This is a genomic window from Salinibacterium sp., assembly GCF_031364185.1.
Classification (GTDB): Bacteria; Actinomycetota; Actinomycetes; order Actinomycetales; family Microbacteriaceae; genus Rhodoglobus.
In genome coordinates this window covers 1-12761 of the sequence record NZ_JANLVV010000045.1, presented here as the reverse complement: position 1 = coordinate 12761, position 12761 = coordinate 1, and the positions used below count along the sequence as shown (strand labels likewise).

General features: G+C 64.2%; 13 protein-coding genes and 1 pseudogene. 11 read left to right on the top strand and 3 right to left on the bottom strand.

Annotation, left to right across the window (positions count from 1 at the left end):
• Positions 1–201: 201 nt before the first annotated feature.
• Together RMN95_RS02355 and RMN95_RS02350 are read left to right on the top strand one after the other, a co-directional pair.
• The gene (locus RMN95_RS02355) at positions 202–513 is read left to right on the top strand and encodes a transposase (protein WP_309615355.1); all 312 of its coding nucleotides are present in this window, start codon (positions 202–204) and stop codon (positions 511–513) included.
• Positions 510–1367 (top strand): IS3 family transposase, encoded by an 858-nt coding sequence (locus RMN95_RS02350; protein ID WP_309615354.1) that lies wholly within the window; start codon positions 510–512, stop codon positions 1365–1367. The genes RMN95_RS02355 and RMN95_RS02350 overlap by 4 nt, the downstream gene beginning before the upstream one ends.
• A gap of 130 nt (positions 1368–1497) precedes the next feature.
• Here RMN95_RS02350 and speB read toward each other — a convergent pair whose 3' ends face one another.
• Positions 1498–2499: an agmatinase gene (speB, locus tag RMN95_RS02345; RefSeq protein ID WP_309615353.1), complete on the bottom strand. Its 1002-nt coding sequence runs from the start codon at positions 2497–2499 to the stop codon at positions 1498–1500.
• Positions 2500–2521: 22 nt separating this feature from the next.
• On the opposite strand from speB, the gene RMN95_RS02340 reads away from it, so the two are divergent.
• The 6 genes and pseudogenes from RMN95_RS02340 (at position 2522) to RMN95_RS02315 (ending at position 7900) form a co-directional block, all read left to right on the top strand.
• A complete protein-coding gene (locus RMN95_RS02340) occupies positions 2522–3385 on the top strand; it encodes a fused MFS/spermidine synthase (protein WP_309615352.1) in 864 nt (287 codons plus the stop codon).
• A gap of 291 nt (positions 3386–3676) precedes the next feature.
• Positions 3677–5047: pseudogene (locus tag RMN95_RS02335) on the top strand (NAD-dependent succinate-semialdehyde dehydrogenase).
• 322 nt (positions 5048–5369) lie between these two features.
• Positions 5370–6116: an SUMF1/EgtB/PvdO family nonheme iron enzyme gene (locus tag RMN95_RS02330; protein WP_309615351.1), complete on the top strand. Its 747-nt coding sequence runs from the start codon at positions 5370–5372 to the stop codon at positions 6114–6116.
• A gap of 439 nt (positions 6117–6555) precedes the next feature.
• A complete protein-coding gene (locus RMN95_RS02325; RefSeq protein WP_309615350.1) occupies positions 6556–7107 on the top strand; it encodes a pentapeptide repeat-containing protein in 552 nt (183 codons plus the stop codon).
• A 254-nt stretch (positions 7108–7361) separates the two neighbouring features.
• Positions 7362–7562, top strand: a complete 201-nt coding sequence (locus RMN95_RS02320; protein ID WP_309615349.1) for a hypothetical protein — start codon at positions 7362–7364, stop codon at positions 7560–7562.
• Complete coding sequence (locus RMN95_RS02315; protein ID WP_309615348.1) at positions 7559–7900, top strand: type II toxin-antitoxin system PemK/MazF family toxin; 342 nt, start codon at positions 7559–7561, stop codon at positions 7898–7900. Before RMN95_RS02320 ends, RMN95_RS02315 begins: the two co-directional genes overlap by 4 nt.
• Positions 7901–8072: 172 nt before the next feature.
• Here RMN95_RS02315 and RMN95_RS02310 read toward each other — a convergent pair whose 3' ends face one another.
• A complete protein-coding gene (locus RMN95_RS02310; protein WP_309615347.1) occupies positions 8073–8438 on the bottom strand; it encodes a hypothetical protein in 366 nt (121 codons plus the stop codon).
• 139 nt (positions 8439–8577) lie between these two features.
• Entirely contained in the window at positions 8578–9474 is an 897-nt protein-coding gene (locus RMN95_RS02305) for an SDR family oxidoreductase (RefSeq protein WP_309615346.1), read from the bottom strand.
• Positions 9475–9597: 123 nt separating this feature from the next.
• Between RMN95_RS02305 and RMN95_RS02300 the strand changes: the two genes are divergently transcribed.
• The 3 genes from RMN95_RS02300 to RMN95_RS02290 all read left to right on the top strand — a co-directional run.
• Complete coding sequence (locus tag RMN95_RS02300; RefSeq protein ID WP_309615345.1) at positions 9598–10974, top strand: alpha/beta fold hydrolase; 1377 nt, start codon at positions 9598–9600, stop codon at positions 10972–10974.
• Between the two features lie 11 nt (positions 10975–10985).
• Positions 10986–12521: a GMC family oxidoreductase gene (locus RMN95_RS02295; protein ID WP_309615344.1), complete on the top strand. Its 1536-nt coding sequence runs from the start codon at positions 10986–10988 to the stop codon at positions 12519–12521.
• Positions 12522–12529: 8 nt separating this feature from the next.
• The coding region (locus tag RMN95_RS02290) for a trehalase-like domain-containing protein (RefSeq protein WP_309615343.1) at positions 12530–12761 on the top strand (232 nt) is incomplete at its 3' end.

Genomic DNA, 12761 nt, shown 5'->3' with positions numbered 1-12761 from the left:
TGGTGGGCATCCGTCAATTATCGCTGCTGCGGGTGACCGGCCGCCCGCATCCCCGTCCGCGGCCGGTCCTCTCGGGCGTCTGCCGCTCGTCTGCCGCTCGTCCCCTCGGCCAAATGAAGGAGATTTCACCCACCAGCACTTCTTCGCGGTGGGGTGACCCGTGGTTTCCGGACAGTTCTCCTGAACTGATTGGATTGGCGCATGGTGGAACGCAGGTATTTGGGTGTGACCCCGGAGGCTCGGGCTGAGGCGGTGAAGCGGGTAGCGGAGAGCGAGAAGTCGTTATCGGCGGTGGCGCGGGAGTTGGGTGTCGATCACCGCACGCTCTGGCAGTGGGTGAATAACGCGCGGCTGCGGGAGGTCGATCCTGGGGGCGAGTTGACGCGGGAGCAGCGGTCGCGGATCCGGGATCTGGAGGCGGAGAATGCTCGGCTGCGGCGGGATCTGGACTTCCAGAAAAAAGCGGGGGCCTTCTTCCGGGAACTCGATCGCGACGCGAACGATTCGCTGTGATCGCCCGGTTGAAGGCCGACTTCCCCGTGTCTTACCTCTGTGACCGGCTTGGGGTGTCACGGTCGGCGTTCTACGACTGGCAAGCGCACACGCCGACCGCGGCGTCTCGTCGTCGCGACGAGCTGACCGCCCAGGTCATCACGGTGTTCGCGGCGTCGAACAACGTCGCCGGCTACCGGAAGGTCGCCGCCGGTATCCGCAAGACGGGTACCGCTGTGGACCGCAAAACGGTCGCCGCAATCATGTCCGCCCACGGGCTGCTGTCGCTGGCAGCGGGCCGCAACTTCCGCAGGACGAAGCGTCGTCAGGCGCGGGTCAAGGACCCCTCCGACCTGTTGTTGCGCCAGTTCGAGTCCCTGGACCCGGGAGCGATCATGGTCGGCGACATCACCTACGTTGCTACCGCAGAGGGCTGGCTCTATGTCGCGACCGTCATCGACCTGGCCACCCGCACCGTCCTCGGGCACGCGACTAGCAGACGCCAGACCGCGGACTTGATCGTGCGGGCCATGAACCAGGCCCGCCAATCAGGCCTGATCGCCCCGGGGAGCATCTTCCACAGCGACCACGGCGTCCAATACCGGTCGAAGCGCTTCGCCCGCTACTGCGGCAGACACGGCATCCTGCGCTCGATGGGAGACCGGATGGAATGCTGGGATAACGCCGTCGCGGAATCGTTCTTCTCGAAGCTGAAGTCCGAACGCCTCGACTGGCTGACATTCACCAGCCGCCACGCGGCAACAGCCGAGGTGAACAACTACATCGAGCACTACAACAACGCCCGGCTACACCAAGGACTGGCCTACCTCACACCACGGGAGAAACTCCAGGAACTCCAACCCGTGGCAGCATAGAAAACAAACACAGAGCCCTGTCCGGAAACAACGGGCCACCCCACACTGTGCAGGCTCTGGTGAAGAGAAATCTCCTTCATTTGGACAATGGATGCGCGCGGCGCGAGCTCAACACCGGTTGCAGATGGCGTCAGGCGGTGGCGTCGCGCTTGCGGACCGCCATCGCGGCGAGCGCCTCCCAGATGAGGCGGTGCGCATTGTTGATCGTGAGGTCGGCATGGTCGTAGGCCGGCGCGACCTCCATCACGTCGAAGGCCACGACATCGGTCTCCAGCACCAGCTGGCGCACCATGCGCAGCAGGTCGATCGGGGCGAAACCACCCGGCTCGGGCGTTCCCGTGGCCGGCGCGAAACCGGGGTCGAGCACGTCGATGTCGATCGAAATGTAGACCTTATGGCCCTTCTCCTTCGCAGCCGCAACGACGTCGGCCATCACGGCTTTGGTGCCGCGTTCCCAGAACTCCTGCATCATGAAGTGTCGCAGGCCGTTATCGCGCATCCACTTTTGGTCTTCTTCGCCGGGCCAATACCCACGCAACCCGACCTGGATGAAGTTCGGCCCCGGAATCGCCCCGGACTCGATCAGTCGCCGCATCGGGGTGCCGTGGCTCGCAAGGTTGCCCTCAATGATGTTGGCGGTGTCGGCGTGCGCATCGAAGTGGATCATGGTCACGTTGCCGAAGCCGTGATGCTCCGCCACCGCAGTGGCTGCCGGCCAGGTTATGGAGTGGTCGCCACCGATGATGATCGGGATGATCCCTCGGCTCGCGACATCCCGAACCCGCTCGTAAATGGCAGCCTTCGACAGCTCCCACATGCCGTGGCTTGTAACGGCGTCCCCGTAGTCGACCACCTCGAGATGATCGAACATCTCGATCTGCAGATCGAGGTGGTAGGTACCCGGGTCGTAGGCGTTCGCCCGGATCGCGCGCGGTGCGAAGCGTGCGCCCGGGCGGTTCGTGGTGTTGTCGTCCCACGGGGCTCCGACGATGGCGACATCCGGCTGCCATTCGTCAAGCTGCTCGGGTTCGGTGAGCAGCGGCCTCATGCCGAAGGTCGCCGGCCCGAGGTATGACTGGGCATCGAGTTGTGCACGCATGTGCGGGGGAACGTGGCGCTTCGGTTCGCTCATGTAAGCACAGTAGCCTCGGACCGTGCCCGAAGTCCCGTCGAAAGTGCTCGCCGTGAGTGGCTACCTGGCGACCATCGCGCCCGACCGCTGGGTCGATGGCGCGTACACCCTCACCGTTGACGGCACCCCGCAGTCGCAAGTGAATCTCGCCGACCCGACCGAGCTGTTCTTCGAGTACGTGCGGCGCATGGGCCACGTGATTGACCAGCTCGGGATGCCCGGCGAGCCGATCACGGCGGTGCACCTCGGCGCCGGAGCCCTCACACTCCCCCGCTACGTGGAGGCCACCCGACCGGGCTCCCGGCAGCAGGTGATCGAGCTCGAATCAGACCTCGTCGACCTCGTGCGCGCCGAGCTGCCGTGGTCGAAGACCGCGTCGATCCGGGTGCGACACGGCGATGCCCGCGCGGTGATGGAGAAGCTGCCACCGGGGCTTCGGGGAACCGTGGACCTGCTCGTCGTCGACGTGTTCAGCGGCGCGAGAACGCCGGCGCATGTCACCTCCATCGAATTTTACCGCAGCGCCGTCTCGTTGCTCTCTGCGCGCGGCATCGTCATCGCGAACGTCGCGGATGGCCCGGGGCTGGCGTTCGCCCGCTCGCAGGCGGCCACCCTCTCGGCCGCGATCGGCCACGTCGCGATCCTGGCTGAGACGCAGATCCTGAAGGGCCGCAGGTTCGGCAACCTGGTGCTGGTGGGCTCTGCCACTGAGCTTCCCTTCGACTGCATGCCGCGGCTCCTGGCCGCAGGGCCGCATCCATCGAAAATTGTGGCCGGGGCAGAGCTGCGCGAGTTCATCGCGAGCGCCCAGGTCGTCACCGACGCCAGCGCGGTGCAGTCTCCGCCGCCCTCGAAAGGCATCTTCCAGGTGAAGCCCGGCAGCTGACCCTGTTCATTATTCAGGAGGTTATGTGGCTGGAGTGGGTGAAGGGGCGGGAGTGGTCCCCACCAGCCACTCCCGCCCCACCTCTCCCGTCACCTCCTGAATAATGAAAGGGGACTTGTTGCCGGCGGCGACGTCCAGGCGACGATCGCTGCGCCATGCACGGCCATCCCGTAGATTTGTGTCCAGAGTTCGTTGAACCGATGCGGGGCACGAGCCGGAACACGGGTGGTGCGAAGACGCAACTCCCCCTCCCGGCCGAAGCCAGCCAATCACCACTACCGAGGAGCAAGAATGAGCGAGTACGCTGTAATCAACCCCGCGACCGGTGCCCGGGAATCATCCTTCGCGCTGGCCACTGACGCCCAGTTGGACGTTGCCCTCGGTGCAGCGGATACCGCTCACCGCACCTGGTCGCGCACGACCACCCTTACGGAGCGTGCCGCGCTCGTTCAGCGGGTCGCGGATCTTCACGTCGAACGTCGCGAAGCGCTCGCCGAGATCATCGTGCGGGAGATGGGCAAGCCCCTCGCGCAGGCCCTGGGCGAGGTGGATTTCAGTGCGGCCATCTACGAGTATTACGCGGTGAACGGGCAGAAGTTCCTGGCCGATGAGCAGATCGAGCTGCTCGACGGGGACGGGAGTGCCTTCATTCGCCGATCGTCTCTCGGGCCGCTTCTCGGCATCATGCCCTGGAACTTTCCCTACTACCAGGTGGCCCGATTCGCCGGCCCTAACCTGGTGCTCGGCAACACGATCCTGCTGAAGCATGCCGGGCAGTGCCCGGAGTCTGCCGCGGCGATCGAGCAGATTTTCCACGACGCCGGGTTCCCCGCCGGCGCCTACACGAACATCTACGCGTCGAATGAGCAGATCGCCGGGCTCATCGCCGATCCACGGCTCGTCGGGGTCTCGCTCACCGGTTCCGAGCGCGCGGGAGCCGCAGTGGCGGAGGTCGCCGGCCGCAACCTCAAGAAGGTCGTGCTCGAACTTGGCGGGTCCGATCCCTTCATTCTGCTCAGCACCGACGACCTTGATGCGACGGTGGATGCCGCGGTCGCGGGTCGCATCGACAACAACGGTCAAGCCTGCAACGCGGCAAAACGATTCGTGGTGATCGGCGACCTTTACGACGACTTCCTCGAGCGCTTCACCGCGAAACTCACCGAGGCTACCCCGTCGGATCCGATGGCCGACGGCACCGTGCTCGGACCGCTGTCATCCGAACTCGCGGCGGAGCGCCTGGACGAGCAGGTGGAGCGCGCCATCGCCCAGGGCGCCACTGTCGCGGCGCGGGGCGAGCGCAACGGAACCTACTTCCCCTCGGTGGTGCTCACCGGCGTCAGCCCTGAGATGGATGCCCACCACGAGGAGTTCTTCGGGCCGGTCGCCACCGTCTACCGCGTGGAGAACGAGGCCGAGGCCGTCAGCCTCGCCAATGACACCCCGTTCGGACTCGGCTCGTACCTGTTCTCGACCGACTCCTAGCAGGTGCTGCGGGTGGCCGACCAGATCGAGGCCGGCATGGTCTTTGTCAACGGTGTCGGGCTCGACAGCCCCGAACTGCCGTTTGGCGGCATCAAGCGCTCCGGATTCGGCCGCGAACTCGGGCGCTTCGGCATCGAGGAGTTCGTCAACCGCAAGATGATCCGCATCCTGAAGTAGCGGTCGGGGGTTCGTCGTCTCATAACTAACGGCGAGTGCCGACATCCATGCGTCAAGGTTACGAGACTTAGTTATGAGAATCGGCGGGCCGTTGGATTCTGGCCTTCGTGGAATTCGCAGAGGCGAGGACGTAAGCCGTCTTGCATCCCTAGGGTTACGAGACGGTAAGACGACGAGCTCGTGCGGGTGGCGCCCCGTCATCGGGCTTAGTGTCGGGACAGTCAAACGGGTACCGTCACAATTTGGGAGTGTCGGAAGCGCCAGCCTCCGAGTACCCACTGGAGGTCCCGCTTGCGGGACGGCCACGTGGGAGCATTGTGAAATGTCTATGTTCGACCTTCGTCCGCTACCTGCCGGACAAGTCCAACTACACGACGCGAGACGCCATCGCCGCTGGGTTGTCCAATTGGATCCATTCGAAATTGGGGTCGTCCCTGTCACTACCGCTCAGGCGGCGCAGCTGATTGGTAGCGGCGGACCTGGTGCCCAGTCGCCGCTGGTGGATATTAGTTGGCGGGACGCCATCGAGTTCTGCAATGCAGCGTCAGTGAGCGAAGGACTTACTCCTACGTACACCTTTGATGAAGGCGCAGTGATTTGGCGGACGGGTGCGTCGGGGTACCGTTTGCCAACCGAGGCTGAGTGGGAATATGCGTGCCGCGCTGGCACTGTTGGGCCACACTATGGGCCTCTCAACGTCATCGGGTGGACAGCGAATGACGGGCTAGAGAATCCGAAGGAAGTTGGTCTGAAACAAGCCAACGACTTCGGGCTCCACGACACCCTTGGGAACGTCTGGGAGTGGTGCTGGGATTTGCTCGATCCGGCCCGCTACGGTGATTATCGTGTCTTCCGAGGGGGAGGTTTTGCTGACAAAGATTGGAGCGTGCGGGCCTCGACGCGTCGTGGCGGTGCGCCTGATATGAGCCACCCAGACCTTGGGCTGCGTTTGGCGCGGGGTGCCTTCGGCGACCAGCTGGCAGCTCAAGGCTGGTCTGCAGAGGTTGATTCTGAACGTGGGAAGACCACTGGCATGTTGCCACCGGGGTGGACGCCTCGGCGGCAGTAACGCATACCATTACAGCCCGGTTAGTGGATACTGCAGTGAGAGTTCGCAGGACGTCCCGCTCGCGGGCGGCTGCAGGGGGCAATCGCGTTGTTGTCGCTGAGTCGTCAAGGAGTGGCGAAGTACGATTGTGCGAATGGGGAACCGCACACGAGTCGAGCTTGGGCGCCGAGAGGATCTCGGGGCTGATTGTGCCAATTGCTTCGGACTTTGTTGTGTGGCCCTAGCATTCTCGAAATCGGTAGATTTCCCGTTCGACAAGCCCGCCGGTGAGCCCTGCGAGAATTTGGACGGACAAGACGCGTGCACCGTTCATTCGGAACTGCGGCCGCGGGGCTTCAAGGGGTGCACGGTGTTCGACTGTTTCGGTGCCGGGCAGAAGATCTCCCGGCATACATTCGAAGGACGGTCGTGGAGAGACGATCTTGGTACCCGTGATGCGATGTTCAGCACCTTTCCTATCGTCCGTCGGCTTCACGAACTCCTCTGGTACCTCGATCAAGCCGTCACTCTCGTTGACGGTGACGCGGACCGCGCGCCGCTGGTATCTCAGTTTGAACGAGTCGTCGCGTTGAGCAACCTCCCACCGGATCAGCTCAAGGATGTCGATATTGACGCCGAATTCGATCGTGCGCGCCCACTGCTGATCGAAGCGAGCAGAATCGCTCGCGGTATCGGCGATGCCATCGGGCAAACGACTCGAGGTGGACGGATCCTCGGTCCCGGGAGCGACCTTATGGGCTCGAAGCTTGCACAAATTGACCTCAGCGGCCAGACACTTCGTGGCTCTCTGCTGATCGGGGCGGATCTTCAGTCCGCTCGCCTGAACCAGTGCGATCTTCTCGGCGTGGATATGCGAGACGCGAATCTTGCCGGTGCCGACCTCGACGGCGCGATCTACCTAACCCAGATGCAAGTCAACAGCGCCCGCGGCGATGACTCGACGGTCCTGCCCGACGGATTTAGCCGGCCCTCGCATTGGAAAGCGCTCTAGCCGTTCCGCTTGCGGGCGATCCGCGGCATGGCACCGTCTCGTAACTAAAGTGTCTCGAATCCCATGGGATATGAGACAGTGCCCCTGCTTCGGACCGACGCGGGCAACCAGTTCGATGCGAAAAATTGCGATCACAGAACGTCGCCAGATATCGCAACAATCACAGCGGAGCGACGCACTGACGGATCCGATTGCATATTCGTCCGCGGCCGCAATTGTTCGACATTTGTTAGACGCGCGATAAGATGAACGCTATGCCAACATCCATCGGTTTCCGTCCGACGCCGGATGACGAGCGCATTCTGCGCGAGGCTGGGCTTCCCGGCGAGCGAACCTCAGACACGCTACGCCGTGCGCTACGGCTGCTGGATCACGAACGCTGGCTGGTTCAGTTCCGCGCAGACGCTGAGGCCCTAAACGGCGAAGATATCAACGCGGAACCTGAAGCCTGGTGATCCGTGGGGGCGTGTACCGGATTGATCTGGGTCGGCCGCAGAGCCACGAGCAGGGCGGCAAACGGTTCGGTCTGGTCCTATCCCCGTCGGACTCACCGCTGTCTGTGGTCACCGTAATCCCTACCTCGACCTCAGCCGGCCCATCCATTCATCGTCCCGAGCTTCACATCGCTGGTAGACGAACTCGACTCCTGGTCGACCAAATCCGTTCGATCGACGTGGGCTACGCCATTGGTGATCCCGTCGACTACCTCCCCCGGGATCAGCTCGTAGAGGTCGAACTCGCGCTAGCTCACTACCTCGGGATCTATGACGCAGTCCCAGCCCGATGTTTATAAAAGCAAGGTGCCCCACGAGCATGCGCTGGAGGCACTTGACGCGGAGTGAATAGCGAGATTGCGTCCGGCGACCGATCGCTTGCCCGCCTCCCGGTGGTTTTCGTGAGGAGACTCCGGCCTAACGTGCCCCCGACGCGCTCGATCGCCTCGTTCAAACGCCGGTCGGCCGTGCCTAGCGGTGCGGCATGCCGTGGGTTCGACGGTCCTCTTTCAGTTCGGCTTCGAAGAGGTGCTTCTTCCCTTCGACAAGTGACTGCCGAGCGGCTCGCTCCTCATCCACGAATGCGGAGTAATGGTTCTCGTCGTAGTCCTCGACTATCTGGAATGTCCAGCGCCCATCGATGACATTGCGCCCGACGATGATCTCACTCAAACGGTCACCGACATCCGTATGTCCGGCTGCTCGCATCAGCTCGACGGCCTCTCCGAGGACGAGGTCCGCTTTACCGGTAGGTCGGTGGAAGCCATACAACAGCCCGCGCATGCTCGACGACTTCGAGTGCTTCGGACAGTTTCCCGAACGCCTCGACTGTCGCATTCGAGACACCGTCGGGCCTTCGGTGTACTTCGTCGGGGTTGGTCGCTTCGCTCGTCGTGCTGTAAACCTACGCTTGGTGGCTTCCGCCGCTGTGGGATTGACACGGAGAAGCATCAGAGGCGGGAGTTCTGCTCGAAGGCTAGGGGTTCGGCATTCCGCCGTCGACGTTTAGAGTCGCACCGACAACGAAACTCGACTCGGGGGATGCCAGGAAGACGTAGGCCGGGGCGAGCTCGGCTGGCTGGCCCCACCGACCAAGGGCAGTTTCTTTGCCCGTGGTGGGAAGCGCGCTGGCGGGCTGACCGCCAGCCGTCTGGAGAGGAGTCCAGATCGGCCCCGGAGCGACGACATTGACCCGAATGCCTTTCGGCGCGAGCTGTTGCGAGAGGGCCTTGGAGAAGGTGTTGATAGCCGCTTTGGTAGTCGCATAGTCCACCAGGATCCCGGATGGCTTGTACGCCTGAATCGATGATGTGTTGATGATCGTGGAGCCGGCACCAAGATGGGGCAACGCGGCTTTCGTGATCCAGAACATGGCCGAGATGTTGGTATCCAACGTTTCTGCGAACTGCTCGTCGCTCAGCTCGAGAAGATCCTCGGTGAACTGCTGTTTTCCGGCGTTGTTGACCAGGATGTCGAGCCCGCCGAGCTGCGACACCGCTTCGGCCACCATGGTGCGGCAATGAAGGGAATCGGTGATGTCGCCCGGAAGGGCGACCGCTGTGCGCCCTGCTTCTTCGATGAGGCGGATCGTGCGATCGGCATCGATCTGCTCCGCCGCCAGGTAGGAGATCGCGACGTCCGCACCCTCCCTGGCGAAAGCGATCGCAACCGCCGCACCGATACCCGAGTCGCCGCCGGTGATCAGTGCTTTGCGGCCCCGCAGGCGACCCGTTCCCTCGTAACTGTCCTCTCCTACGTCCGGGTTCGGAAACTGACCTTGCTCAGTACCGGGGCCCTCCTGATGCTGTTCCGGCGGCTGCCCGGTGGGGTAAAGAGTCACTGGGTTTGTGAAGGTGTACTGGTTGTTTGCCATATGAAAGATCGTACGCATGAGGCCCCTGCCTGTTTGGGGGTTGAATTTCTGGCCGGTCAGGAGTTCAATGGCGGTCCTTGTCAAGCCCTTGGGGTGTTGGCAGCATTTCGACAAGCTGGTGTCATGTCAAGCATCAGCCCTCGGGCGTCCGCGCGGCCGGTGGCGTTCTGCCTTCACGCTCTGGGCGCGAGTTCTGCCGAGTTCGCTCAGCTTCGAGATGCCCTGGCTGATGAGATCGAGGTGGTCGCCATCGATCTGCCCGGGTTCGGTGACACGGCGTGGGTCGCCGGGGCCTCGGTGGAGGAGACGGTCGAGTTCGTCATTCGCCGGATCCGTGCTCGTGGTGCTGCGCGGTGGATACTCATCGGCCACAGCATGGGCGGAAAAATCGCCTCGATCATCGCAGCGCGGACTCTGTCTGGTCGGGCGCCCCTTTTCGGCCTCGCCGGCGTTGCACTGCTGGCCGCATCTCCCGTGACGCCCGAACCGATGGCCGAGGACCGCCGAGAGTCGATGATCGGCTGGGCGTCCGGCGGCCACCTGAGCGAGCAATCGGCGCGCGAGTTCATCGAGGCCAACACGGCCGGCCCTCTTGCCGAGACGGACATGACGACCGCGGTATCGGATGTGCGGCGCACGGATCCGCTGGCCTGGCGCGCCTGGCTGGAGAGGGGCAGTCGCGAAGACTGGTCCACGGAGGTCGGGGCCCTGGCGGTGCCGGCGCTCATCATGTCCGGCGCCGAGGACGGTGACCTGGGTGAATCCGCGCAGCGCCTCCTCAACGGGGCCACCTACCCGGCGGCGCGGTTCGTGACGATCGCGAATGCAGCCCACCTTCTGCCGATCGAGCGCGCTCAAGAGGTAGCCGCCGCGATCCGGACCTTCTGGCATGATCGCGCCGGAAAATCTCCGGAAGTTCCGCTGAGCACCGGTCGGGTCATCTCGTCGGAACGAACCAGCGAGCGAACCCGCGGCATCCTGTCCCGACGTGCGTTGGCGGATGACCCTGGATATGAGCCCTCGGTTTTGTCCGGCGAGCAACTGGCGACGCTGCGCGAGATCGCCGAGCAACTTATCCCTCAGGGCGACGGCGCGATCGACCTCGCCGCTCGTGTGGACCAGCAGCTCGGTCGCGGAGGCGGCGACGGTTGGCGGAACGCGGCCCTGCCAGCCGACGTGGACGCCTATCGCCTCGGCCTCGACGCGCTGGCCGGGTTCGGCGGTCACACCCCGCAGCGGCAGGGCGAGACGATCGCGCAGCTCATCGACGGCAGCTTCGCCGCCGAGGGCTCAATGCTGAACTCGAAGCAGCTGCAGCTCTGGTTCGAAGACGCCCGCGTGGATCTGGCTCGTCAGTGGATGGCACACCCGGCGACTTTCTCCCGGGTCATGTACGACGGCTTTGGCAACGGCGGCGACGGCGACCGCAAGCAGGGGTTCGCCCTCCTCGAAGTCGGCCGCCGAGAACCCTGGGAACCGAACTACGGCGGCACCGAATGAACCTGAGCGGCATGCGCGTGTTCGACCACGCAGACGACGTCGATGTGGTCGTGGTCGGGTCAGGCGCCGGCGGGGCCCCGCTCACCGCGTCCTTGGCCTCGGCCGGGCTGAGGGTCGTCGTGCTTGAGGCCGGCCCGAACTTCGAGCCCGGCAATCACACTCCCGACGAGACCGAGGCAGTCGACATCATCTGGATGGAGGAGCGGCTCAGCGGAGGCGAAACACCGACCGCTTTCGGGCCGAATAACAGCGGTCGCGGTGTCGGCGGCTCGACGCTCCACTGGGGTGCATTCACGCCGCGCCCCGACCCACGCGACATGTCGCTCCGCAGCGAGACCGGTCAGGGTGCCGACTGGCCGATCGCCCATTCCGAGCTTAAGCCGTATCTTGCTCGCGTCGAGCAGTACCTCGGCGTGTCCGGGCCATCCGACTATCCCTGGGATGCGGGTCGGCGTTACGCCCTGCCACCCGTCGCGCGCAACGCCTCGTCCGAGATGATGATGCGTGGATGCAAGGCGCTCGGCATTCGTGCGACCGATGCGCCCGCCGCCGTGGTCAGTCAGGACTGGCAGCAGGAGGGGTGGGGGCTCCGGCAAGCCTGCGTCAACTGCGGCGCCTGTCATCAGGGTTGCCGAAACGGCGCGAAGGTGTCGATGGATACCAGTTACCTCCCGGTAGCAGTATCGCGAGGGGCCGAGATCCGCGCTGATTCGACCGTGCACACCATCGAAACCGACGAGTCCGGCGCCATCACGGCCGTGATCTATCGGCGTGACGGCGTCGACCGCCGCCAACGGTGCGCGACGTTGGTACTCAGCGCCGGCGGGATCGAGACCCCGCGGCTGCTGCTGCACAACTCGCTCGCCAACAGCAGCGGCCAGGTCGGCCGCAACTTCATGGCGCACGGCGGCGTGCAGGTCTGGGGTCGATTCGACCAGGCGATGCGCTCCTATCGCGGCTATCCGTCGTCGATCATCTCGGAAGACATGGTGCGCCCACCCGACGCCGGCTTCGTCGGTGGCTACCTGATGCAGAGCCTCGGAGTGATGCCGTTGACCTTCGCGACGACGCTGATCCGTGGCAGCTCACTGTGGGGTTCGGAACTCACCAAGGCGCTCGAGCGGTACCCGGAGATGGCCGGCGTCGGGATCAACGGGGAATGCCTGCCCTCCGACTCGAATCTGCTCACCCTGTCTCAGGAGGTCGACGAACTCGGCGTGCCCAAAGCTCACGTGACCTTCACTGCGGGCGAGAACGAGAAGGCGATCGAGGCTCACGCGGTCACAACGATGACCAACATCGTCTCGGCGGCGGGTGGCCACGACATCCTCGTCTTGCCCCGATCTGCGCACACCCTCGGGACCTGCCGGCTGGGCGAGACGGCCGACGTCGGGGTCGTCGATGCCGACGGTCGGAGCTTCGACATCCCGAATCTCTGGATCTGCGACAACTCGGTGTTCCCGAGCTCGCTGTCTGCGAACCCGGCCCTCGCGACGATGGCACTCTCGCTCCGCACCGCGGATGCGATGCTCAGCGTGGCACGATAGGGCAACGGATGGCAGCCTCGAGAACCCGCACAGACGGCTATGTCGATTTGCGGGACTATGCCGCGATCGGGGACGGTAGAACGGTCGCTCTGATTGCGCGCGACGGCAGCGTCGACTGGCTTCCCATCCCCGACATGGATTCCACCCCGGTTTTCGCCCGATTGCTGGATGCCGAGGGCGGCGGTGAGATCGAACTTGCGCCGACGGACCCGTACACCGTACGACGCAGCTACGTCAGTG